Genomic DNA, 24,110 nt, shown 5'->3' on the forward strand with positions numbered 1-24,110 from the left:
ACCGGTCGCGCTTTTTAGCATTCAGGATAGAATTTTAAAGATTACTGCCAGCCGTAACGGCGCACGAACCAGCCTTTCACGCACTGCGTCAGCACCATGTAGCCCGCAAGAATGGCGATAAGCCATGGGAAATAGCTCAGCGGCAGCGCCTGCAATTGCAGGAATCCGGCAACCGGCGAGTAGATCAGCGCGATACCGGTGATCACCACCATCAGCGTCATGATGCACAGCGGCCAGGACGCGCGGCTCTGAATAAACGGCACTTTGCGGGTGCGGATCATGTGCACAATCAGCGTCTGCGACAGCAGCCCTTCAATGAACCAGCCGGACTGGAACAACGTCTGCGCCTCCACCGTATTGGCTTTAAACACCCACCACATCAGGCTGAAAGTCAGAATGTCGAAGACGGAACTGATCGGCCCGAAGAACACCATAAAACGGCCAATATCCCCGGCGTTCCAGCGCTGCGGTTTCGCCAGTTGCTCTTCATCCACGTTATCAAACGGGATCGCCACCTGAGACACATCGTAAATCAGGTTCTGAATCAGCAGATGCAGCGGCAACATTGGCAGGAACGGCAGAAAGGCGCTGGCGACCAGCACGCTGAACACGTTACCGAAGTTGGAACTGGCAGTCATTTTGATGTATTTCAGCATGTTGGCGAAAGTTCTGCGCCCTTCCGTCACGCCCTGCTCCAGCACCATCAGGCTTTTTTCCAGCAGAATAATATCGGCCGCTTCTTTGGCGATATCCACCGCAGAATCCACGGAAATCCCAATGTCCGCCGCACGCAGCGCAGGCGCGTCGTTGATGCCGTCACCCATAAAGCCAACCACATGCCCTTCACCGCGCAGTACGCGCACAATGCGTTCTTTGTGCATCGGTGTCAGTTTGGCAAACACCGTGGTTTCGCGGGCGACGTTCAGCAGTTGCACATCGTCAAGCGCATCGATATCGCTGCCGATCACGACGTTATCGGCCTGTAATCCGACATCTTTGCAGACTTTACGCGCCACCAGCGGATTGTCGCCGGTGAGGATTTTCACCGTCACGCCTTTGCGTTGCAGTGCATCCAGCGCCGGTGCGGTGCTTTCTTTTGGCGGATCGAGGAATGCGATATACCCGGCCAGGATCAGGCCGGACTCATCGGTCACGCCGTAGCCCTGCGTGCGCGATGGCATCACTTTATGCGCCACGGCTACCACGCGCAGCCCCTGCTGATTGAGATCGTCAGTAATGCGGCGGATACGCGCCAGCAGCACATCGGTCAGCGGCACAATCTCACCGTTGAGCTGCACCAGCGTACAAATCGACAGCATTTCTTCCAGCGCGCCTTTGCAAATCAGGCGGTGATTCTGGTCGTTTTCGGCGACGACGACAGACATACGGCGACGGTCGAAATCAAACGGAATTTCATCCACTTTCAGCGAGTTATGCGCCGGACCGGCATCGCCTGCTTCCAGCACCGCAACATCCAGCAGGTTTTTCAGGCCGGTTTGATAATGGCTGTTCAGCCACGCCAGATGCAGCACCTCATCACTGGTCACGCCCAGCACATCAGTGTGGCGCTCGAGCACGATTTTATCCTGCGTCAGCGTGCCGGTTTTATCCGTGCAGAGGATATCCATTGCGCCGAAGTTCTGTATCGCATCCAGACGTTTGACGATCACCTTCTGGCGGGAGAGTTTTACCGCGCCTTTGGCCAGCGTGGAAGTCACAATCATCGGCAGCATTTCCGGCGTCAACCCGACCGCCACGGAGAGCGCAAACAGTGCGGCTTCCCACCAGTCGCCTTTGGTGTAACCGTTGATCACCAGCACCACAGGTGTCATTACCATCATAAAGCGGATCAGCAGCCAGCTGACTTTGCTGATCCCGGCCTGGAACGCGTTTGGCTGTGTATCTTCCTGTACCACACGTTCGGCAAGCTGACCGAACCAGGTTTTGCTGCCGGTGGCGATCACCATCGCAATCGCCGTGCCGCTCACCACGTTGGTGCCCATAAAACACAGGGTGTTCAGTTCAAGCGGATCAGCCGCAACCGGTTTTTTCTCGCAGGCGTGTTTTTCCACCGGCAGGGATTCACCGGTCAGCGCCGCCTGGCTGATAAACAAGTCCTTGGCCGAAAGAATGCGCAGATCTGCCGGGATCATATCGCCCGCTGACAATTTGATCAGGTCACCCGGCACCAGTTGGCTGATCGGGATTTCCACTGTTTCGCTGCGTCCGGTTTGCGCGTCACTGCGCAGCACGGTCGCGGTGTTGCTGACCATCGCTTTCAGCGCATCGGCGGCTTTATTGGAACGCGCCTCCTGAATGAAATGCATGAAAGTAGAAATAAACACCATCGCGCCAATCACCAGCGCTGCCGTTAAATCGTCGGTGGCGTAAGACACCAGCCCGAGCACGGTCAGCAGCAGATTGAACGGATTGCGGTAGCAGTGCCACAGATGCAGCCACCAGGGTGCCGGTTGCTGATCGCCGGTCTGATTCAGGCCGGAAACTTCGCGAATTGCATCGGCTTCCTGCGCAGTCAGCCCTTCCGGATGACTGGCAAATTGCAGGTAAAGCTGGTCTTCGGTGGCGCGGGCACAGGCCTGACAATGCGCCGACATAGCGGCAGGGATGGCCTGCACTGCACGGGCAGATACGTTTTCCAGCATCGGATCGCGGCGGACTAAGCGGCGCGGTAAATTACGGCTGAGCGCACTGAGCAGCCGGGAAGTGAAATTTTTGAACATCATTCGCACCTTTGTTGCGCCCACAGCGAAGCCGCCATGAGCATGGCAAAAGGGTTGTTAAAAACAGGGCGAACGAAAAGACGTGCGCCACTGCCTGCCAGGTAAAGTCACGGCAAGCAGCAGCAAAAATGCGGGTGCTTACCGGATCACAACGGACCTACAGAATTGGGGTCGGGTTCCATGGGTTTTCACCTCCGGTAAGGAACGGTTTGGAAATTCATACGCATCGGGTATAAAAATCCGTTAGGGTAACGGCACGGGATGACGCGTACATCATCTCCGGCGAGCGCAGTATACGCCGGTTAACTACAACCAATTTTAAACCTGACCCTCATTCACCTTAAAACATGACCCAGCAAAATCGCCTGACCATTAATGATATTGCCCGCCTGAGCGGTGTCGGAAAATCCACGGTTTCCCGCGTTTTGAATAACGAAGGCAACGTCAGCCCGCAAACCCGTGAACGGGTGTTGCAGGTGATTGAACAACAGCATTTCAGTCCGTCGAAATCGGCGCGGGCCATGCGCGGGTTCAGCGACAAAATTGTGGCGATTATCGTGTCGCGTCTCGACTCTCCTTCGGAAAATCTGGCGGTACGCGCCATGTTGCCGCTGTTTTATCAGCAAGGGTATGACCCGATTGTGCTGGAAAGTCAGTTCAGCGCAGAGCGCGTGAAAGAGCATTTGCAGGTGCTGAAACAGCGCAATATCGATGGCATTGTGCTGTTTGGTTTCACCGGACTTTCAGCCCAAATGCTGACGCCCTGGCAGGATAAAATGGTGGTGCTGGCACGCGATATGCCGGGGCTATCTTCGGTGTGTTATGACGATGCGGGTGCGGTGCAGTTGCTGATGCAAAAACTGCTGGCGCAGAACATACGGGAGATTGGCTTTATCGGTGTTTCGCCGCAGGACACCACCACCGGCCAGCGCCGCAGCGCGGCCTTTCGGACTTTTTGTAAAGAGCATGGCCTGACACCGCACATTGCGCTGGGCGAACTGACCTATCAGAGCGGCTTCGACCTGATCCCGCAGTTGCTGAAAAATAACATTCAGGCCGTCGTCTGCGCGTCCGACACCATTGCCATCGGCGCACAAAAATACCTGCAACAGCAGCAAATCCGTGGCGTGCAGGTATGCGGTATCGGCAACAACCCGCTCCTGCATTTCCTGTTCCCGGAATCGTATTCAGTAGAACTCGGCTATGGCGCGGGCGGCGAAGCAGCGGCCAAACAATTACTGGCGCAGCTCAGCGGTTCCACCACGGTGCGGCAGCTGATTATCCCCGGAAAGCTTGCTTTCTGAATCCCCCGCCTTTCTGACCTTTGCCTTTCTAAAAAGTAAAAACTTTGTGATCGTCCCGGCAAAACCGGGAACGTTCCCGGACAAGTTCCCACCGCCTTCGCTATGCTTGAACCGTACCCTACACTCTTACGCAAAATCACAGGCCACTTCCCATGAGCAAAGTTAAGCAACAGGATGTTGATCAGCTGATCGCCCTCGTTGGCGGCAGCGACAATATCGCGATGGTGACTCACTGCATTACGCGTCTTCGTTTTGTCCTCAATGACCCGTCCAAAGCCGACCCGAAAGGTCTCGAAGCCCTGCCGATGGTCAAAGGCTGCTTCACCAACGCCGGTCAGTTCCAGGTGGTTATCGGGCCGGAAGTGGATGATTACTACAAAGTTCTGATCGCCAGCACCGGTAAAAGTGCGGCCGGAAAAGAACAGGCAAAAGTTGCCGCCCGCCAGAATATGAGCTGGTTTGAGCGCAGCATTTCTCACTTTGCGGAAATCTTTTTCCCGCTGTTACCGGCGCTGATCAGCGGCGGTTTAATTCTCGGTTTCCGCAATGTTATCGGCGAAATTCCGATGAGCGGCGGCCAGACGCTGGCGCAGATGCACCCGCTGTGGCAATCCATTTACGACTTCCTCTGGCTGCTTGGCGAAGCCGTGTTTATGTTCCTGCCGGTGGCGGTGTGCTGGTCGACGGTCAGAAAAATGGGCGGCACCGAAATCCTCGGGATTGTGCTTGGCATAACGCTGGTATCGCCGCAACTGATGAACTCCTACAACCTCGGGCAGCAAATCCCTGAAGTATGGAATTTCGGCTGGTTCACCATCGAAAAGGTCGGTTATCAGGCGCAGGTCATTCCTTCCGTTCTCGCCGGTATGGCGCTGGCGATGATCGAAAATGGCCTGAAACGCATCGTGCCTAATTATCTGTATCTGGTGATTGTGCCCGTCAGCTCGCTGATTATTGCCGTATTCCTGGCGCACACGCTGATCGGGCCGTTTGGCCGCATGGTGGGCGACGGCGTGGCTTTCGCGGTGAAATTCATCATGACCGGCAGCCTCGCACCCATCGGTGCCGCGCTGTTTGGTTTCCTCTATGCGCCACTGGTCATCACCGGCGTGCATCAGACCACCCTTGCCATCGATATGCAGATGGTGCAAAGCACCGGCGGAACCCCGGTGTGGCCGCTGATCGCCCTGTCCAATATTGCGCAAGCCGCTGCGGTCGTCGGCGTGATTATCGTCAGCCGCAAACATAATGAGCGCGAGATCTCCGTGCCCGCAGCGATATCCGCGTTCCTCGGCGTAACCGAACCGGCGATGTACGGCATCAACCTGAAATACCGCTTCCCGATGCTGTGCGCGATGATCGGCTCAGCGTTTGCCGGCCTGATTTGCGGCCTGTTCCACGTCACGGCCAACGGCATCGGCGTCGGCGGCTTACCGGGTATTTTGTCCATCAAACCGCAGTTCTGGAGTATTTACGCACTGGCCATGCTGGTGGCGATCGTGGTGCCGATTATCCTGACCGTGCTGGTTTATCAGCGGAAAGCCCGCCGGGGTGAACTGGCAGTGGTGTAAGACATTCAAGAAGGAAAATGGAATGAACAGCGAATTGCCGTGGTGGAAAAACGGCGTGATTTACCAGATTTATCCCAAGAGTTTTCAGGACACCACGGGCAGCGGCACCGGTGATATCAACGGCATCACACAGCGTCTGGATTACCTGAAAACCCTTGGCGTTGATGCGATATGGCTGACACCGCTGTACCTGTCGCCGCAGATTGATAACGGCTACGACGTGGCCGATTACTGCGAGATTGACCCGGCTTACGGCACGCTCGAAGACTTTGAACGGCTGACTGCAGAAGCGCATCAGCGTGGGATCCGCATCGTGATGGATATGGTGTTTAATCATACCTCGACGCATCACGAGTGGTTCCGCCAGTCGCAGGATGCGGGCAGCCCGTTCCGGCCTTTCTATATCTGGCGTGATGGGGCAACGGAGGGCGGACCGCCGAATAACTGGCGATCCAAATTCGGTGGCGGTGCCTGGCAATGGCACGAAACCAGCGGCCAGTATTACCTGCATCTGTTCGCCACCGAGCAGGCCGATCTGAACTGGGAATACCCGCCGGTGCGCGAGGCGCTGAAAAAAGTCTGCCAGTTCTGGGCGGATAAGGGCGTCGACGGGCTGCGTCTGGACGTGATCAATCTGGTGTCGAAACAACAGGATTTCCCGACCGACGATGCCGGTGATGGCCGGCGCTTTTACACTGACGGTCCGCGTATTCATGAGTTCTTACAGGAATTCAGCCGTGACGTATTTAAGCCGCTGGGGCTGATGACCGTCGGCGAAATGTCTTCAACAAAGCTGGAGCATTGTCGCCGCTACGCCGCCAATGACGGCAGCGAACTGTCGATGACCTTTAACTTCCATCACCTGAAAGTCGATTATCCGAACGGTGAAAAATGGGCCGATGCACCGCCGGATTTCGTGCAGCTCAAGCAGATTTTCCGCGAGTGGCAGCAGGGAATGCACGGTCACGCCTGGAATGCGCTGTTCTGGTGTAATCACGATCAGCCGCGCATTGTGTCGCGCTTTGGCGATGAAGGCGCGCTGCGCGCGACATCTGCCAAAATGCTGGCAATGGTGCTGCACGGCCTGCAGGGTACGCCGTATATTTATCAGGGCGAGGAAATCGGCATGACCAATCCGGGCTTTGAACATCTCGAACAATATCGCGATGTGGAAAGCCTGAATATGTTTGCCGAACTGAAAACTGACGGGCGCAGCAACGAAGAACTGTTGCGCATTCTGGCGAAGAAATCGCGGGACAACTCACGTACGCCGATGCAGTGGAATGCCGGGGAACAGGCCGGATTTACTTCCGGCACGCCGTGGATTTCCGTCAGCCACAACGCGCAGGACATCAATACCGAACAGGCACTGGCGGATAAAGACTCGGTATTTTATCTGTATCAGCAACTGATCCGCCTGCGCAAAACGCTGCCGGTTCTGACCGATGGCGATTATCAGGATTTGCTGCCGGAACATCCGCAGTTGTGGTGTTATACCCGTCAGGCGTCAGGCAAAACCTTGCGCGTGGTGGCAAACCTGAGCGGGCAGGAGCAGACACTTACGCTGGCAGAATTAGATGGCAACACGCTGCTGAGTAATTACGCCTCGCCTGCCATTTCCGGCACGCTTCGTCCGTACGAATGTCTCTGGCAACTCGCCGGATAGTCTGAATTTCCCCTTCTGTCGGGTCGGTCACAGTCGTGGCTGACCCGTTTATTTTGTATGCATCCCCTTATAAAACAACAGGCAAAATTCAGGCCAGAATTTACATTTGGTCATCAATTCCTCCGCCGAAAAAATTCTTTGTTTCAGGTCAATAAAATGAGAATTAACGCTCGCGTAGATCCTACATCTAGTGTGTATAGTACACACCCAACCCAATATATAGCGGTTTTCCGCAAATGCCACACAACCGGCCTGTAAGCCTTGTGGGGCGCGGGATCCGCCCAAAAGGAGTATCATTGTGAAGGCAGACAGACAGGAAACCGTACCCGCAAAATCCACCAAAATGCAGCCCATCGTGATTAAGCGGGATGGTTGTCAGGTCCCTTTCGATGAAGTTCTGATCAAACAAGCGGTGCAACGCGCAGCCGAAGCCGCCGGTATCGACAGCGTTGGTTATTGCGCGCAGGTTGCCCGTATTGTGGCAGAGAATCTGCAAGATCAGGCGCGTGTCGATATCCATGAAATTCAGGATGCGGTTGAAAACCAGCTGATGGCGGGGCCGCACAAGAAACTGGCGCGTGCCTATATTGAATACCGCCATGACCGCGACGTGAAACGCGAAATGCGCGGACGCCTGAATCAGGAAATCCGTGGTCTGGTTGAGCAAAGCAATATGGCGCTGCTCAACGAAAACGCCAACAAAGACAGCAAAGTTATCCCGACCCAGCGCGATTTACTCGCCGGGATTGTGGCCAAGCATTACGCCAAACAGCATATTTTACCCCGTGACGTGGTGCTGGCGCATGAACGCGGGGAAATTCACTATCATGATCTGGATTATTCGCCGTTCTTCCCGATGTTTAACTGCATGTTGATCGACCTGAAAGGCATGCTGAATCACGGTTTCAAAATGGGCAATGCCGAAATTGACACGCCAAAGTCGATTTCAACGGCAACCGCCGTCACCGCACAGATTATCGCGCAGGTCGCCAGCCACATTTACGGCGGCACCACCATTAACCGCATCGACGAAGTGCTGGCGCCGTTTGTTACCGCCAGCTTCAACAAACATCGTCAGACCGCTGAAGAATGGCAGATTGCCGATGCCGAAGCGTTCGCCCGTAACCGTACCGAGAAAGAGTGTTATGACGCATTCCAGTCGCTGGAATATGAAGTCAATACGCTGCACACCGCCAACGGCCAGACGCCGTTTGTTACCTTCGGTTTCGGTCTCGGCACGTCGTGGGAATCACGCCTGATCCAGCAGTCTATTTTGCGTAACCGCATTGCCGGGCTGGGTAAAAACCGCAAAACCGCCGTCTTCCCGAAACTGGTGTTTGCCATCCGCGACGGCCTGAACCATAAAGCCGGCGATGCCAATTACGACATCAAGCAACTGGCTCTCGAATGCGCCAGCAAGCGCATGTATCCGGACATTCTTAATTACGATCAGGTGGTGAAAGTCACCGGTTCCTTCAAAACCCCGATGGGCTGCCGCAGTTTCCTGGGCGTTTACGAAGAGAACGGCGAAATGATCCACGAAGGCCGCAACAATATCGGCGTGATCAGCCTGAACCTGCCGCGTATCGCGCTGGAGGCCAAACGCGATGAAGCGGCGTTCTGGACACTGCTCGACGAGCGTTTATTGCTGGCGAAAAAAGCGCTGATGACCCGCATTGCGCGTCTCGAAGGCATCAAGGCCCGCGTTGCGCCGATCCTGTACATGGAAGGTGCCTGCGGTGTGCGTCTGAAAGCCGACGACGATATTTCCGGCATCTTCAAAAATGGTCGTGCGTCGATTTCACTCGGCTACATCGGCGTGCATGAAACCATTAACGCGCTGTTCGGCGATCAGACCCACGTGTTCGATGCCAGTCAGTTACGCGAAAAAGCCGTGGCGATTGTCGCCCGCCTGAAAGCCGCCACCGACAGCTGGAAAGACGAAACGGGTTACGGCTTCAGCCTGTACAGCACGCCGAGCGAAAACCTGTGCGACCGTTTCTGTCGTCTGGATAAAGCCGAATTCGGCCTGGTGGCCGGTGTCACCGATAAAGGTTATTACACCAACAGCTTCCATCTTGACGTCGAGAAGAAAGTCAATCCGTATGAAAAACTCGATTTCGAAGCACCGTATCCGCCACTGAGCAACGGCGGGTTCATCTGCTACGGCGAATACCCAAACCTGCAGCACAACCTGAAAGCGCTGGAAGACGTGTGGGATTACAGTTACACCCGCGTGCCGTATTACGGTACCAATACGCCAATTGATGAATGCTACGACTGCGGCTATACCGGTGAATTCGAATGCACCAGCAAAGGCTTCACCTGCCCGAAATGCGGCAATCACGAGCCTTCCCGCGTGTCGGTCACCCGCCGCGTGTGCGGTTATCTCGGCAGCCCGGATGCGCGTCCGTTTAACGCCGGTAAGCAGGAAGAAGTGAAGCGCAGGATAAAACATCTGGGTAACGGTCAGCTGGGTTAATATTTTGAGATTCCATCAATATTATCCAATCGACGTGGTGAACGGGCCGGGAACACGCTGCGTGCTGTTCGTTTCCGGCTGCGTCCACGAATGCCGCGGGTGCTATAACAAAAGCACCTGGCGGCTGGATTCCGGCAAACCTTTTACGCAGGAAGATGAAGACCGCATTATCGCCGATCTGCAAAACACGGTGATCCCGCGTCAGGGTTTGACGCTCTCCGGCGGCGATCCGCTGCATCCGCAAAATCTGTCGGCGGTGCGCCAGTTGTTAGTGCGCGTACAGGCGGAATGCCCTGGCAAAGATGTGTGGGTGTGGACAGGTTATACGCTCGGGGAACTGAGCGCTGAACAGCAGGAAGTCACCGCGTTAATCAACGTGCTGGTCGACGGGAAGTTCGTGCAGGAACTGAAAGACCCGTCGCTTATCTGGCGCGGCAGCGGCAATCAGGTGATTCATTATTTGCGTTAATGCTTTCAGAGGGGAAATTATTCCCCTCACTTTTCTAAAATGCACGCTGATAATCAGAAAACGAACCATGTTCTTCGACGTATTTATTTATCGCCTCAATTCCTTTTTGATTTTCACGCCTCCATTTCTGCGCAGGTGTTTCGGGTATTAACGTAACAGGTAAATCATTGAATTCACGATTGAGTGCTTCTGACATACAAAGTCCTTTTGTAATTAATGTTTAAAAATACATCCGACAACCAGAGTGTAATTTGTACTGTTCATCCCGTAAATCCCCCGCTTTCATTCCTGCGGGACGTCTTCCAACTCTTCATTTTCACACCAGTGCTTTCCCACCGATTTCAATGTGGGTGATATGCAAATCCGCGCTCGCCAGCATGTTGACCAGCATATCAATACTGAATACTGAGATTTTACCGCGTACCAGATCCGATATGCGTGGCTGAGTGACTCCGAAAAACTTCGCAGCCTGAGCCTGAGTCATTTTGTTCTTTTCGATATGTGCAGTAAGAACCATCATTAATTTAGAGCGTATTTTCATATTCTCAGCTTCCTGGGGCGTTTCTTCGATGGCATCCCAGATATTGTCAAAACTCTGAATCATTTTTCCTCCGGCTTACTTCTGATTTATAGCGTTTTTTAGCCAGCTCCAGATCATGATGATTCGTGGCCTGGGATTTTTTCTGAAAGCAGTGCAGCACATAAATGGCTTCTTTAAATTTGGCGATATACAAAATCCGGTAGATACGTTCCGTATCTTTAATCCGTAATTCGCGCACCCCCATCCCTACATCCGGCATGGGTTTCCAGTCAAAAGGCATTTCCCCATGTTGCACCCGATGTAACTGGTACCCTGCTTCCCGACGAGCCTGCAAGGGAAAACGCTGTAAATCCGCCAAACTGCTGTCGACAAAGAAAATCCTTTTCATCATACCTTCCTGAATGAAATATACAAAAATTTATATAATAGAACAAAAAGATCGCCTTGCTAAATTTCGGTATCCGCCGCGCCGGAGAAATGTAATTCCCTCCTGATAGCCCGTAAATCCCCCTCTTTCATTCCTGCGGGACGTCTTCCAACTCTTCATTTTCCTGCAACCAGAGCTTCACCCAATTGTCATTTAGCGCGCCCAAGATGATGCCAACGCCACACTGAGGTTTGCATCATGACCCTTTCATACCGCTTTCAAATTTCCCCTGCTACTGCCCGTTTCTACTGCGCGAGGTATTTATTGTGATGAACTTATCTAGACATCCGACCAGTCACGCCAGGGTGTATCAGCAAATCGCTGCCGAGCTGGAACAGGAACTGCGTAACGGTTACCGCTGCGGCGATTATCTGCCGCCGGAACAACAACTTGCCGAACGTTTTCAGGTAAATCGCCATACGCTGCGCCGTGCGGTGGATGAACTGGTGGATCGCGGCTGGCTGCAACGCCGTCAGGGCATTGGCACGCTGGTGCTGATGCGTCCTTACGATTATCCGCTGCATTCGCAGGCGCGGTTCAGCCAGAACCTGCTGGATCAGGGCAGCCATCCGACCAGCGAACGTCTGCTGGCGGTGCTGCGTCCGGCGACCGATCACGTCGCGGCGGCGCTGTCACGGCAGGAAGGCGACACAATTATTCACCTGCGTACGCTGCGCCGCGTTAACGGCGTGCCGGTCTGTGTGATTGACCACTATTTGCCCGATCTCGACTGGTGGCCTGCATTGCAAAATTTCCATAACGGCTCGCTGCACGATTTTATCCGTGAAGAAATTAAGCAAAAGCTCAGCCGCCGCACCACCCGCATCAATGCCCGCCGCGCGCTGGCAAAAGAGAGCAAATTACTCGAAATCGTCCCGCAGGCACCGCTGCTGTGTGTCCGCACCCTGAACATTTGTGAAGGCAGCGATACGGTGGCGGAATACTCCGTCAGCCTGACGCGCGCCGACATGATCGAACTGACCATGGAGCACTGAATGGATCACCTGCAAACCCGCCAGCGCTGGATGTCGGTGCTGGCTCACAGCCGTCCCGATGAGCTGCTCGCCCACTGGCAGCCGCTGAATTTGTCCCCGCAATTTGAGCGCATCCGCGCCGCTGAAACCGGTCTGACCCAGCTTCAGGGGCGCATGGGCGGAACCGGTAAACGTTTTGTGATGGGCGATATGACCGTCACCCGCGCCGTCATTCAGTTAGACGGTGGCGTCTACGGCTACAGCTACGTCAGTGGTCGCAATAAACCGCACGCCGAACTGTGCGCGGTTATTGACGGCCTGCTGCAAATACAGGGCATGGACGAACTGCTGCATAAACGCGTGATAGCGCCTCTGGCTGCGCTGCAACAGGAACGCCGCCAGCAACGCGCCCGCGAGGTGGCTTCCAGCCGCGTCGATTTCTTTACTCTGGTTCGCGGAGAATAACTCATGTCACTTGTTGCCAGTTTTCAACATCCGGTTGCCGATGCGCAGTACAGTTTTCGCCGTATCCTCAAAGCGTTAAGCGAGCCTGGCGTCAGCGTGCAACTCCCCGCCATGCCTGGTTTCGGCGCTTTAGGTTCCGCCAGCGCCTGCGTGCTGCTGACACTTATCGATAACGACACGCCGCTGTGGCTGAGCGCCTCGCTCAACGATGAAATCCTGCGTAAAAACCTGCGCTTTCATACCGGTGCGGTGCTCACCGATGATCCTTCCTCTGTCAGTTTTGCGCTGGCCGATCCGGCGCTCGACAGCGCCACCCTGCTGGCTTTCCCCTGCGGTGATGAAATGTCGCCGGAGCTGGCCACCAGCGTGATTGTTCAGCTTGACAGCCTGACCGGCGGCACCCCGCTGCGTCTGCGCGGGCCGGGTATTGAAAACAGCCGGACCCTTTCTCCGCTGTTGCCTGATTGCGTTCGCGACTATCTGCTCAACCGCCCTCACCGTTTCCCGCTGGGACTGGACTTTATGTTCACCTGCGGCGAAGAACTGATTGCCATACCGCGCACCACGCGCGTGGAGGTGTGCTGATGTACGTCGCCGTTAAAGGGGGTGAGAAGGCGATTGCCGCCGCTCACCAGTTGCTGGCGCACGAGCGCCGTGGCAACACCGGGGTAAATGAACTCGGTTGTGACCAGATCGAACAACAACTGGGCTTAGCCGTTGACCGTGTGATGAGCGAAGGCGGGATTTACGACCGTGAACTGGCCGCGCTGGCGATTAAGCAGTCCGGCGGTGATCTGGTTGAAGCCATTTTCCTGCTGCGCGCTTACCGCACCACCTTGCCGCGTCTGGCCACCAGCGAGCCGCTGAACACAAAATCGATGCGCCTCGAACGCCGGATTTCCGCCATTTATAAAGACTTGCCCGGCGGACAGGTGCTCGGCCCGACTTACGATTACACCCACCGCCTGCTGGATTTCGCGCTGCTGGCCGAAGGTGAAGCACCGTTCACACCCATAGCCGATGAACCCCAGCCGGAAGAGTGCGGCCATGTGTTTGATTTGCTGACGAATCAGCAGCTGGCAGTTCGTGAAGAAGATGACGGCACCGAACCGGAAGATATCACCCGTACGCCGCCGGTGTTTCCGGCCTCCCGAGCAGCGCGCCTGCAACAACTGGTGCGCGGTGACGAAGGTTTCCTGCTGTCGCTGAGTTATTCCACCCAGCGCGGTTACGGACGCAATCACCCGTTCGCCGGTGAAATCCGTACCGGCTGGCTCACCGTCGAAATCGTGCCGGAAGAGCTGGGTTTTGCGATTGATATCGGCGAAATCCTGCTGACCGAATGCGAGATGGTGAATGGTTTTGTCGCGCCGGAAGACAAACCGCCGCACTTTACCCGTGGCTACGGGCTGGTGTTTGGTCGCGCCGAACGCAAAGCAATGTCGATGTCTCTGGTGGATCGCGCACTGCAAACCCGTGAATACAACGAGCAGATCAGCAGTCCGGCGCAGGATGAAGAATTCGTTTTGTCCCACGCCGATAACGTCGAAGCTGCCGGTTTTGTCTCGCATCTTAAATTGCCGCACTACGTCGATTTCCAGGCCGAACTGGAGTTGTTAAAACGCCTGCGCGCCACGAAAGAACAGGACTCCGCCAATGAACAATAATGCAGCCCAAACGATCACCGGCTACAACCACGGTTATCTCGACGAACAGACCAAACGCATGATCCGACGTGGGATCCTCAAAGCCGTGGCGATCCCCGGTTATCAGGTGCCGTTCGCCGGTCGCGAGATGCCGATGCCTTACGGCTGGGGCACCGGCGGGATCCAGCTCACTGCCAGCGTGATCGGCGAAAAAGATGTGCTGAAGGTGATCGACCAGGGCGCGGATGACACCACCAATGCCGTGTCGATCCGCAAATTTTTCCAGAGCGTCGCGGGAGTGAAAACGACCGGGAAAACCGTGGAAGCCAGCCTGATCCAGACCCGTCACCGCATTCCGGAAACGCCGTTGCAGGAAGATCAGATCCTGATTTTCCAGGTGCCGATCCCTGAACCTCTGCGCTTTATCGAACCGCGAGAAACCGAAACCCGCAAAATGCACGCGCTGGAAGAATACGGCGTGATGCAGGTGAAACTGTATGAAGACATCGCCCGCTTCGGCCATATCGCCACCACTTACGCCTATCCGGTGAAAGTGAATGACCGCTACGTGATGGATCCGTCGCCGATCCCGAAATTTGATAACCCGAAAATGAACATGATGCCCGCATTGCAGCTGTTCGGTGCCGGACGCGAAAAACGCATTTACGCCCTGCCGCCGTTCACCAAAGTCGAAAGTCTGGATTTCGATGATCATCCGTTCACCGTTCAGCAATGGGATGAACCTTGTGCGATTTGCGGCTCGCACCACAGCTATCTCGATGAAGTGGTACTCGACGATCAGGGCAACCGCATGTTCGTGTGCTCCGACACTGATTTTTGTGCTCAGCAGGTTGAGCAACAGGCTTCAAACGAGGGTAACCGCTGATGAACACTCCGTTAAATCTCGCCGCCGAACCGCTGCTGTCGGTGAATAACCTGACCCATCTTTATGCGCCGGGTAAAGGCTTTTGCGATGTGTCATTCAATCTGTATCCCGGTGAAGTGCTGGGTATTGTCGGCGAATCCGGTTCCGGCAAAACCACGCTGTTGCAGTCGATTTCCGCCCGTCTTGCGCCGCAGGAAGGACAGGTCATCTACAACAACGGCCAGACCACTGCGCAGTCATTGTACGACATGCCAGAAAGTGACCGCCGCCGTCTGCTGCGCACTGACTGGGGCGTGGTGCATCAGCATCCGATGGACGGCTTGCGCCGCCAGGTTTCTGCCGGTGGCAATATCGGCGAGCGTCTGATGGCGGTCGGTGAACGTCATTACGGCGATATCCGCAAGAAAGCCGGTCAGTGGCTGGAAGATGTCGAAATTCCGGTTTCACGTATTGATGACCTGCCGACCACGTTTTCCGGCGGGATGCAGCAACGTCTGCAAATCGCCCGCAATCTGGTGACGCATCCGCGTCTGGTGTTTATGGATGAACCGACCGGTGGCCTGGACGTGTCCGTTCAGGCGCGTCTGCTGGATCTGTTGCGCACGCTGGTGGTGGAAATGCAGCTGGCGGTGGTGATTGTCACCCATGACCTCGGCGTTGCCCGCCTGCTTGCACACCGTTTGCTGGTGATGAAGCAAGGTCAGGTGGTGGAAAGTGGTTTAACCGACCGCGTGCTCGACGATCCGCATCATCCATATACGCAGCTGCTGGTTTCTTCCGTGCTGTCCTGAATCTAATTCCAGAGAAAGAGTGACCAAAATGACGACGAAGCTCAGGGTCGAAAATCTCAGTAAAACTTTCGTTCTGCATAACCAGAATAGCGCCAGATTACCGGTGTTCAGCCACGCTTGCCTGACGGTCGATGCCGGGGAATGCGTGGTGCTGCACGGCCATTCCGGTAGCGGAAAATCCACCCTTTTACGCTCGTTATACGGCAACTATTTGCCGGACAGCGGCAAAATTTGGGTCGAACATCAGGGTCAGCAGATTGATATGGTCAGCGCCGAAGCGCGCGAGATCCTGGCCGTTCGCCGCCATACGGTCGGCTGGGTCAGCCAGTTTCTGCGGGTGATCCCACGTATCAGCGCACTGAATCTGGTGATGCAGCCGCTGCTGGAACTGGGTGTGGATAAAGCGCAAAGCGAAGCCCGCGCCAGCGCGTTGCTGCGCCATCTGAATGTGCCGGAACGCCTGTGGCATCTTGCGCCCTCAACGTTTTCCGGCGGCGAACAGCAGCGCGTGAATATCGCCCGCGGCTTTGTGGTGGATTATCCGGTGCTGTTGCTCGATGAACCGACCGCCTCGCTGGATGCGACCAACCGCGCCGCCGTGGTCACGCTGATTGAACAGGCCAAAGCGCGCGGAGCGGCAGTAGTCGGGATTTTCCACGATGAAGATGTGCGCCAACGTGTTGCCGATCGTTTGTATGAAATGAGCCCGGAAACGGCGCCGGAGATGTCCATATGATCATCAATAACGTCAGACTGGTACTCGACGATCAGGTTGTTGAAGGATCGCTTGAGATGAAAAATGGCGTGATCAGCGCCTTCGCAGACAGCAGCAGTCAGTTGCCGCAAGCGCTGGATGCGCAGGGAGGCTGGTTGCTGCCGGGTTTAATCGAACTGCACACCGACAATCTGGATAAATTTTTTACGCCGCGCCCGAAAGTTGACTGGCCGGCCCATTCGGCCATGAGCAGCCACGATGCGCTGATGGTCGCCAGCGGCATTACCACGGTACTGGACGCCGTCGCTGTCGGCGATGTGCGCGACGGCGGGCATCGTCTGGATAATCTGCAAAAGATGATCGACGCCATCATCAACAGCCAGAATGCCGGTCTGAACCGCGCCGAACACCGGCTGCATCTGCGTTGCGAACTGCCGCATGAAACCACATTGCCGTTGTTCGAGAAGCTGATGGATACGTCAATACTGTCACTGGTTTCGCTGATGGACCATTCGCCCGGACAGCGCCAGTTCGCCACACCGCAGAAGTATCGTGAGTATTATCAGGGCAAGTACAACCTTAACGACGAGCAGATGGACGACTATCAGGAAGAGCAAATAGCCCTCTCGCGCCGCTGGGCGCAGCCAAACCGTGAGGCGATTGCCGCACACTGCCGCGAGCGCAATATTTCGCTGGCCAGCCATGACGATGCGACTGCCGCGCATGTTGAAGAATCACTGGCACTCGGCAGCGTGATCGCCGAATTCCCGACCACTGAAGAAGCCGCGCGTGCATCGCACGCCAACGGTTTGCAGGTGCTGATGGGCGCACCGAATATCGTGCGCGACGGGTCGCATTCCGGCAACGTCGCGGCGCACCATCTGGCCTCGCTCGGCCTGCTGGATATTCTCTCTTCTGATTACTATCCCGCCAGCCTGCTCGATGCGGTCTTCCGCATTGCAACTGACGACAATAACGCTTTCAGCCTGCCGCAGGCGGTGAAGCTGGTGACACGTAATCCGGCCAATGCGCTCGGATTGCAGGATCGTGGTGAAATCGCAGAAGGCAAGCGCGCTGATCTGGTGCTGGCACGGGCACATGGCGATCATCACTACGTGCAAAACGTCTGGCGTCAGGGCATTCAGGTGTTCTGAGGGAATAAAAGTCTTGCTCCTCCCCCTTCGCAGGGGAGGCAGCAGGCCGAATTCTTACTCAGCAAGGGAGAAAAAATGAGTCGTTTACTCTATCTGATGGGCGCTTCGGGTGCGGGAAAGGACAGTCTGCTCGACGCCCTGCGCCAGCATTTACCGGCCAGCGTCACCGTGGCACATCGTTATATTACGCGCCCCGCAGACGCCGGTTCGGAAAACCATATTGCGCTGAGTGAAGCCGAATTTCTTCAGCGTCGCCAGCAGGGGTTGTTCGCGCTGGAATGGCACGCGCATCAGTGCCGGTATGGCGTGGGCATTGAGATAGACCACTGGATGCAACTGGGCTGTCATGTGGTCATGAACGGCTCGCGCGCGCATCTGGAAAAAGCCCGTCAGCGTTATGGTCAGCGCCTGCTGCCGGTGTGTTTACAGGTCTCAGACGATGTGCTGGCCTCGCGCCTTTCGCAGCGCGGGCGCGAAGACGCGGCGCAAATTGCCTGTCGTCTTCAGCGCGCCAGAGAATATGCCAGCGCGCTGCCCGCCGGCTGCCATCTGCTAAACAACGATGGCGCATTGCAGGAAACTTTACAGCATCTTCTGGCTGTCCTTTCATTACCGGTCAGTGTGCCCGTTTATCCCGTAACTTCGCGATGAAGGATCCTATGACAGACATTATTTCTCCCTTTTCACTGGCTGATGAACAAAATTACGCCCAGCCTAAAATCGGTCAGCAGGTCGAGCTGAACGGATCGCAGCTCGGACAGTATGTGCATATTGCAGATAACGCGATCATCGAAGAAACGCAGATCGGTGATTACTCCTACACCGCCGGAAACAATCAGATCTTCTACGCGACGATCGGCAAATTTGTGTCAATCGCCACCTATGTGCGGATCAATCCCGGCAATCATCCGACTTATCAGCGTGTGGCGCAGCACCATTTTACTTACCGCAGTTCGGCGTACGGACTCGGTGAAGACGATCAGGATTTCTTTGACTGGCGGCGTGAGCATCACGTCACGGTCGGTAACGATGTGTGGATTGGCCATAACGCGGTGCTGATGCCTGGTGTGACCGTCGGCAATGGTGCAGTAATCGGCACGTCGGCGGTGGTGACCAAAGACGTCGGGCCATACTCCATCGTCGCGGGTGTGGCAGCGAAAAAGATTGGCATGCGTTTTGACGACAATATGATCGCCAGGATCGAGAAAAGTCAGTGGTGGAATTGGGATCATGAAACGCTGAAAGAAAGGATGCCAGACTTCAGAGATCTGGCGGTGTTTGCGGAAAAATATCTGTAAAGATCGACAGGGATCAGGCTTAAGGTCGGGCAGGCAGAAAATTTGCGTTTTTTGCCTGATACCTTATCACAAGGATCCGCTTCAGCGGATCACACCAATTAAAGTTCTTCAATGCTGGCGGCAATCTGATCGGATTCCAGCACGGTGATCCCGCCCAGACCGGCGTTAAATGCCTGTTCCTGCAAGGCTTTTGCCACGACATCAGACTCAACGGCTTTCCATTTTCCTGGCAACATTTTGAATAACGGCGCACTCAGTTGTTCGAGCAGGCGCGGCGGATGACGTTGGCCAACCAGCAGAGACGGCCTGACCAGCGTGAGCAACGGCCAGCCCTGCTGCATCAGCGTCAGTTCCATTTCCCCTTTGGTACGGTTATAGAGGAAACGCGAATGCGCATCCGCACCGTGGGCGCTGACGGCCAGACAATGACGTGCGCCCAGCTCCCGTGCTGCTTTGGCGCAATCGACCACCAGATCGTAATCGACTGCCCGAAATGCCTGTGCACTGCCCGCTTGTTTACGCGTGGTCCCCAGGCAGCAGAACAGCAAATCAATTGGTTCATCGAGTGCGACAACCAGCGAGGTCAGATTCGCGCCCAGCGGATTAATCAGTTTATTGCCCGGTGGTAGCGGACGGCGGCTCGGCGCGACAATACGGCTGACACGTGGATCCAGTTGCAGCAGGCGTAAAAGCTCCCGCCCGATCAGCCCGCTTCCACCCAGCAGAAGAGCTTTTGCCATATCACTTCCTTTTAAATAACGGCATACAAACACAGAGAATTGAAGTGTTACCTGAATGTGAATATCACGCTATAAGACAGTTCCTGTTACTGCTGACAGTCAGACTCACTGCCGATCCCACAGCAGTTTCTTACCAAATCCCAGCGCGTTATCCGTCATTTTGATATGACTGAGTTTCAGCGCCCAGACCGGCGCTTTCATCGCGATGGCGACGGGGAAATGTTTGCAATACAGACTGCGTGCACGGCTTTCCTCCTCACCCTCAAGAACGGTCGCTTTGCCGCGATACTGAATGCCTTTAATCAGCGCGATGGTTTTCGGATGTGGCGCAATCGTCCCCACAATGTGGGGCGATCGGGACATCAGCGAACCATGAAGGGTTTTAAGTTCCGTCATGAAATACAGCGTCATGCTGTCCCCGTCGGTGACATAAAAACAATTAGCGCTCCACATTTCACCGTCAGCAGAGGCACACAGCGCCAGCACATGGTTCTTTTTCAGAAATTTCAGGATATGTTTCAGGTCATCAGAGTTATTCATCGCCGATCCTTATTTTCATTTCTCGCAGTTTAACGCGGTATGCCGATGTTTTGCCTCACTCTGTTGTGCCTTTCGGGTAAACTTACACAACCTTTTCTTTCCCATACCCGAGCTTATGCCCACCGCCGCCAACTGGTTTTTATATATGCTGAGAACCCCCACCGGGATGTTGTATACCGGCATCACGACAAACGTGCAGCGGCGTCTCGGCCAGCATCAGTCGGGTAAAGGGGCGAAATCGTTGCGTGGAAAAGGGGAATTACAGCTGGCATTCCAGTGCCCTGCGGGTGACCGCTCGCTGGCATCAAAGCTGGAAATAAAAGTCAAAAAACTGAGTAAGGCACAGAAAGAGCTGCTGGTGAGAAACGCGCCGGAATGCCTGGAAAATTATCTGGGATTAGCGGAAAGCGGGAAATAAAAAAGGCCGGAAAACCGGCCTTTACTGCCTCTGAGTAAAATCAGAAACGGTTAAATGCTGAAGGGAAAACCACTTCCCCGCTGGCGTCAGACAACGCATCGTCTGATAAGGTGAACAACTGGAACGCAGCTTCGGTACCAATCCAGCGGCAATGCAGCCCGTGAACGGCGGCAGGTTTAAAACCGAAACGGTTGTAATAGGCAGGATCACCCAATACCACGACGGCGGCGTAACCAAATTCATTCAGGGAATCTAACCCTTCGTATACCAGTTTTTCTCCCAGCCCCTGCCCCCGCAGAGATTGCTCTACCACCAGCGGTGCCAGCGCGACCCAGTTGCGGTCTTCGCCCTGGATATCCACCGGACAGAACGCCACATAACCGACCACGCCACCTTCATCGTCGGTCGCGACCACGCCAAGCGTCAGGAGACCATCTTCGCGCAATTCCTGCACCAGATCAGCTTCTGCGCCGGTCGGGAATGAGGCGCGCAGCAGACGGTCTATGCCCGCAGCATCGACCGGAATTTCAGTACGGATTAACATGGCTCAGCTACCGGAGTTTTTGACCCGCGGTCCTCCTGCAGTCCCGCTTCGACGAAATCGGCCAGACGCAGCAGACCGTTTTTCAGCAACAGCGGCATGGTATCGAGATCGATAGAATCCATCAGATTTTTCACATACAGACCGAGCTCGGTGTCACCTTCAATGCGCAGACGTCGCTGGAAGAAAAGCGTATCCGGGTCTTCTTTGCGTGCGGCGATCAGGATCAGGTCGTTGGCGCTTCCGCTAAAGCTGACATCCGCCTCGCCGTGTTCAGCGATCACCAGCTTGCCTTCGTCCACCGACATCAGCCAGCTCAGATTCAGATCGCTGACATCAATTTTCAGCCATCGACCTTCGAGGAAATCCAGTTCGCCATCAGCCAGCGCCTGACGAAGCTGCCAGCTCAGCACCTGTTGCACAACCTGACGCTGCAACGCAAACGGCGTAAATTTCAAAGGCACACTCAACAGGGATGGGCCCTGGCGGACCAAACGTGCACGTAGTTTTTGCAACACTGGCACTACTCCTTTCGGTAACTTTTCGGCAAGTTTTAAGGCAGTTATACGGCCTATTTTGACACATTGCCGGGAACGTTCAGCGGTCTACATCAATAAATACTGCAACAGAAAAACGCCACGTACAACCTCCCCGACGGCGGTAAGCCCTTCAACGCCGCAGAAACTGCCTCAAATCAAAATATTGCATCCCTGCCTTCTCTAAAATAGTTCACCAATCAAAGCCCTGACTGATGAATGAATGACGTCGGCAACTGGCTTTTCATCACCCCCAACTTTTCAGCTTTGGCTGACCGGTTGCAGTAAGGAACGAGAATGGAGCTACTTTGCCCGGCAGGAAATTTACCTGCGCTGAAAGCGGCAATCGACAATGGCGCTGATGCGGTTTATATCGGCCTGAAAGATGACACCAATGCGCGCCATTTCGCCGGCCTGAATTTTACGGAAAAAAAGCTGCAGGAAGCCGCCAGTTATGTTCACCGCCACCGCCGTAAACTGCATATCGCCATCAATACGTTTGCACATCCTGACGGCTATCAGCGCTGGGAACGCGCGGTGGATATGGCGGCACAACTCGGCGCTGATGCGCTGATTCTGGCAGATCTGGCGATGCTGGATTACGCGGCGAATAAATATCCCCACGTTGAGCGCCATGTGTCGGTGCAGGCTTCGGCCACCAATGACGAAGCCATTCGTTTTTATAAACGCAACTTTGATGTCGCCCGAGTGGTATTGCCGCGTGTGCTTTCCATGCATCAGGTGCGTCAGCTTTCCCGTACTACCGTTGTGCCACTGGAAGTGTTCGCGTTCGGCAGTTTGTGCATTATGGCCGAAGGCCGCTGCTATCTTTCGTCTTATCTGACCGGTGAATCGCCAAATACCGTCGGTGCCTGTTCTCCGGCGCGGTTCGTGCGCTGGCAACAGACCGCACAGGGCATGGAATCACGGCTGAATGATGTCCTGATCGACCGTTATGAAGAAGGTGAAAACGCCGGTTATCCGACGCTGTGCAAAGGTCGTTATCTGGTGGATGGCGCGAAATACCATGCGCTGGAAGAACCAACCAGCCTGAATACGCTGGAATTATTACCGGAACTGTTCGCCGCGAATATTGCCTCGGTGAAAATCGAAGGACGCCAGCGCAGCCCGGCGTACGTCAGCCAGGTCGCGCGCGTATGGCGTGCGGCCATCGACCGCTGTATGGCCGATCCGCAAAACTTCAAAACCGATGAAGCCTGGATGAACACGCTGGGTTCCATGTCTGAGGGCACACAAACGACGCTCGGTGCCTATCACCGCAAGTGGCAGTAACTGAAGAGACGATGATGAAATATTCTTTAGGCACCATCCTTTATTACTGGCCGAAAGCACAGGTTGAAGATTTTTATCAGGCCGCGGCGGCCAGCAGCGCGGATGTGATTTACCTCGGCGAAAATGTATGTACCAAACGCCGTGAAATGAAAGTGAACGACTGGCTGGAGATCGCCCGTCAGCTGGCAGCAACCGGCAAACAGGTGGTGATTTCCACGCTGGCGTTGTTACAGGCACCGTCCGAGCTTAACGAACTGAAACGTTATGTGGAGAATGGCGAGTTTTTGCTGGAAGCCAATGATTTCGGCGCGGTGAATATGGCGGCTGAGCGTAACCTGCCGTTTGTCGTCGGCCATGCGCTGAACTGCTATAACGCGGTCACGCTGAAAATCCTGCAAAAACAGGGCATGGTGCGCTGGTGTATGCCGGTCGAGCTTTCCCGCGACTGGCTGGTGAACCTGCTGAACCAGTGTCAGGATCTGGGCATCCGCGATAAGTTTGAAGTGGAAGTGTTGTCCTACGGACATCTGCCGCTGGCGTATTCGGCGCGCTGTTTTACCGCACGCTCAGAAAACCGGGCGAAGGATGAGTGTGAAACCTGCTGCATCAATTATCCGCAGGGCCGCAAAATGCTGTCTCAGGAAAATCAGCAGGTGTTCGTGCTCAACGGCATTCAGACGCAGAGCGGGTATTGCTATAACCTCGGCAATGAACTGACGTCGATGCAGGGACTGGTGGATATTGTGCGTCTGTCGCCGGAAACCATCGGCACGCTCGCCACACTCGAAGCGTTTCGTACTAACGAACGTGGTCTGCATCCGCTGACGCTCACCGATAAAGCCGACTGTAACGGCTACTGGCAGCGCGTCGCCGGGCTGGAACTGCGTCAGTAACCGCATGCAGACAAAATTA

26 protein-coding genes are annotated in these 24,110 nt (G+C 55.2%); 18 read left to right on the top strand and 8 right to left on the bottom strand.

The window, feature by feature from the left end; translation table 11 throughout:
* Positions 1-41: 41 nt before the first annotated feature.
* Positions 42-2,744 (bottom strand): magnesium-translocating P-type ATPase, encoded by a 2,703-nt coding sequence (mgtA, locus tag HGO41_RS19605; protein WP_099049191.1) that lies wholly within the window; start codon positions 2,742-2,744, stop codon positions 42-44.
* A 344-nt stretch (positions 2,745-3,088) separates the two neighbouring features.
* On the opposite strand from mgtA, the gene treR reads away from it, so the two are divergent.
* The 5 genes from treR (at position 3,089) to nrdG (ending at position 10,233) form a co-directional block, all read left to right on the top strand.
* Positions 3,089-4,045 (top strand): trehalose operon repressor TreR, encoded by a 957-nt coding sequence (gene treR, locus HGO41_RS19610; RefSeq protein WP_013573855.1) that lies wholly within the window; start codon positions 3,089-3,091, stop codon positions 4,043-4,045.
* A gap of 152 nt (positions 4,046-4,197) precedes the next feature.
* Positions 4,198-5,616, top strand: a complete 1,419-nt coding sequence (gene treB / locus HGO41_RS19615) for a PTS trehalose transporter subunit IIBC (protein ID WP_037034210.1) — start codon at positions 4,198-4,200, stop codon at positions 5,614-5,616.
* 22 nt (positions 5,617-5,638) lie between these two features.
* Positions 5,639-7,282, top strand: a complete 1,644-nt coding sequence (treC, locus tag HGO41_RS19620; RefSeq protein WP_119261173.1) for an alpha,alpha-phosphotrehalase — start codon at positions 5,639-5,641, stop codon at positions 7,280-7,282.
* A gap of 343 nt (positions 7,283-7,625) precedes the next feature.
* Entirely contained in the window at positions 7,626-9,764 is a 2,139-nt protein-coding gene (gene nrdD / locus HGO41_RS19625) for an anaerobic ribonucleoside-triphosphate reductase (protein WP_250981328.1), read from the top strand.
* 4 nt (positions 9,765-9,768) lie between these two features.
* Positions 9,769-10,233, top strand: coding sequence for an anaerobic ribonucleoside-triphosphate reductase-activating protein (nrdG, locus tag HGO41_RS19630; protein WP_217244183.1), 465 nt, complete (start codon positions 9,769-9,771; stop codon positions 10,231-10,233).
* Positions 10,234-10,267: 34 nt separating this feature from the next.
* Here the strand turns inward: nrdG and HGO41_RS19635 are convergent, their stop codons facing one another.
* From HGO41_RS19635 to HGO41_RS19645, 3 genes are all read right to left on the bottom strand, one after another.
* Positions 10,268-10,429 carry a type II toxin-antitoxin system CcdA family antitoxin gene (locus HGO41_RS19635; protein ID WP_112152055.1) on the bottom strand — a complete coding sequence of 54 codons (162 nt, stop codon included), beginning with the start codon at positions 10,427-10,429 and terminating at the stop codon, positions 10,268-10,270.
* A gap of 120 nt (positions 10,430-10,549) precedes the next feature.
* Positions 10,550-10,837: a helix-turn-helix domain-containing protein gene (locus HGO41_RS19640; protein ID WP_013573849.1), complete on the bottom strand. Its 288-nt coding sequence runs from the start codon at positions 10,835-10,837 to the stop codon at positions 10,550-10,552.
* Positions 10,821-11,165, bottom strand: coding sequence for a type II toxin-antitoxin system RelE/ParE family toxin (locus tag HGO41_RS19645; protein WP_234300340.1), 345 nt, complete (start codon positions 11,163-11,165; stop codon positions 10,821-10,823). Before HGO41_RS19645 ends, HGO41_RS19640 begins: the two co-directional genes overlap by 17 nt.
* A 305-nt stretch (positions 11,166-11,470) precedes the next feature.
* On the opposite strand from HGO41_RS19645, the gene phnF reads away from it, so the two are divergent.
* From phnF to HGO41_RS19695, 10 genes are all read left to right on the top strand, one after another.
* Positions 11,471-12,196 carry a phosphonate metabolism transcriptional regulator PhnF gene (gene phnF, locus HGO41_RS19650; RefSeq protein ID WP_013573847.1) on the top strand — a complete coding sequence of 242 codons (726 nt, stop codon included), beginning with the start codon at positions 11,471-11,473 and terminating at the stop codon, positions 12,194-12,196.
* A complete protein-coding gene (gene phnG, locus HGO41_RS19655) occupies positions 12,197-12,640 on the top strand; it encodes a phosphonate C-P lyase system protein PhnG (RefSeq protein ID WP_037034214.1) in 444 nt (147 codons plus the stop codon).
* A gap of 3 nt (positions 12,641-12,643) precedes the next feature.
* Positions 12,644-13,225, top strand: a complete 582-nt coding sequence (gene phnH, locus HGO41_RS19660) for a phosphonate C-P lyase system protein PhnH (RefSeq protein ID WP_037034216.1) — start codon at positions 12,644-12,646, stop codon at positions 13,223-13,225.
* Positions 13,225-14,307 carry a carbon-phosphorus lyase complex subunit gene (locus HGO41_RS19665; protein WP_112152053.1) on the top strand — a complete coding sequence of 361 codons (1,083 nt, stop codon included), beginning with the start codon at positions 13,225-13,227 and terminating at the stop codon, positions 14,305-14,307. The genes phnH and HGO41_RS19665 overlap by 1 nt, the downstream gene beginning before the upstream one ends.
* Complete coding sequence (locus HGO41_RS19670; protein WP_013573843.1) at positions 14,297-15,172, top strand: alpha-D-ribose 1-methylphosphonate 5-phosphate C-P-lyase PhnJ; 876 nt, start codon at positions 14,297-14,299, stop codon at positions 15,170-15,172. The genes HGO41_RS19665 and HGO41_RS19670 overlap by 11 nt, the downstream gene beginning before the upstream one ends.
* Positions 15,172-15,963, top strand: a complete 792-nt coding sequence (gene phnK / locus HGO41_RS19675) for a phosphonate C-P lyase system protein PhnK (protein ID WP_013573842.1) — start codon at positions 15,172-15,174, stop codon at positions 15,961-15,963. The genes HGO41_RS19670 and phnK overlap by 1 nt, the downstream gene beginning before the upstream one ends.
* Positions 15,964-15,991: 28 nt before the next feature.
* The gene (gene phnL / locus HGO41_RS19680; protein WP_250981325.1) at positions 15,992-16,699 is read left to right on the top strand and encodes a phosphonate C-P lyase system protein PhnL; all 708 of its coding nucleotides are present in this window, start codon (positions 15,992-15,994) and stop codon (positions 16,697-16,699) included.
* Entirely contained in the window at positions 16,696-17,832 is a 1,137-nt protein-coding gene (gene phnM / locus HGO41_RS19685) for an alpha-D-ribose 1-methylphosphonate 5-triphosphate diphosphatase (protein WP_250981326.1), read from the top strand. The genes phnL and phnM overlap by 4 nt, the downstream gene beginning before the upstream one ends.
* A 75-nt stretch (positions 17,833-17,907) precedes the next feature.
* Entirely contained in the window at positions 17,908-18,483 is a 576-nt protein-coding gene (gene phnN / locus HGO41_RS19690) for a ribose 1,5-bisphosphokinase (protein ID WP_112152049.1), read from the top strand.
* A gap of 8 nt (positions 18,484-18,491) precedes the next feature.
* Positions 18,492-19,130, top strand: coding sequence for an LbetaH domain-containing protein (locus HGO41_RS19695; RefSeq protein ID WP_014411573.1), 639 nt, complete (start codon positions 18,492-18,494; stop codon positions 19,128-19,130).
* Between the two features lie 98 nt (positions 19,131-19,228).
* Here HGO41_RS19695 and HGO41_RS19700 read toward each other — a convergent pair whose 3' ends face one another.
* Both HGO41_RS19700 and HGO41_RS19705 read right to left on the bottom strand, forming a co-directional pair.
* Positions 19,229-19,870 (bottom strand): Rossmann-fold NAD(P)-binding domain-containing protein, encoded by a 642-nt coding sequence (locus tag HGO41_RS19700; protein WP_013573837.1) that lies wholly within the window; start codon positions 19,868-19,870, stop codon positions 19,229-19,231.
* A 105-nt stretch (positions 19,871-19,975) separates the two neighbouring features.
* A complete protein-coding gene (locus HGO41_RS19705) occupies positions 19,976-20,410 on the bottom strand; it encodes a YhbP family protein (RefSeq protein ID WP_131638606.1) in 435 nt (144 codons plus the stop codon).
* A gap of 115 nt (positions 20,411-20,525) precedes the next feature.
* On the opposite strand from HGO41_RS19705, the gene HGO41_RS19710 reads away from it, so the two are divergent.
* On the top strand, positions 20,526-20,828 hold the full coding sequence (locus tag HGO41_RS19710; RefSeq protein WP_119261172.1) for a GIY-YIG nuclease family protein: 303 nt from the start codon (positions 20,526-20,528) through the stop codon (positions 20,826-20,828).
* A gap of 40 nt (positions 20,829-20,868) precedes the next feature.
* Here the strand turns inward: HGO41_RS19710 and HGO41_RS19715 are convergent, their stop codons facing one another.
* Together HGO41_RS19715 and ubiT are read right to left on the bottom strand one after the other, a co-directional pair.
* A complete protein-coding gene (locus HGO41_RS19715) occupies positions 20,869-21,372 on the bottom strand; it encodes a GNAT family N-acetyltransferase (RefSeq protein WP_013573834.1) in 504 nt (167 codons plus the stop codon).
* Entirely contained in the window at positions 21,366-21,887 is a 522-nt protein-coding gene (gene ubiT, locus HGO41_RS19720) for a ubiquinone anaerobic biosynthesis accessory factor UbiT (protein WP_013573833.1), read from the bottom strand. Before ubiT ends, HGO41_RS19715 begins: the two co-directional genes overlap by 7 nt.
* A 315-nt stretch (positions 21,888-22,202) precedes the next feature.
* On the opposite strand from ubiT, the gene ubiU reads away from it, so the two are divergent.
* Both ubiU and HGO41_RS19730 read left to right on the top strand, forming a co-directional pair.
* A complete protein-coding gene (gene ubiU / locus HGO41_RS19725; RefSeq protein ID WP_013573832.1) occupies positions 22,203-23,198 on the top strand; it encodes a ubiquinone anaerobic biosynthesis protein UbiU in 996 nt (331 codons plus the stop codon).
* Between the two features lie 14 nt (positions 23,199-23,212).
* Entirely contained in the window at positions 23,213-24,091 is an 879-nt protein-coding gene (locus HGO41_RS19730) for a U32 family peptidase (protein ID WP_013573831.1), read from the top strand.
* Positions 24,092-24,110: the final 19 nt, after the last annotated feature.

It is taken from the genome of Rahnella sp. CG8, from assembly GCF_023701875.1.
In the GTDB taxonomy this organism is placed as follows: Bacteria; Pseudomonadota; Gammaproteobacteria; order Enterobacterales; family Enterobacteriaceae; genus Rahnella; species Rahnella aceris.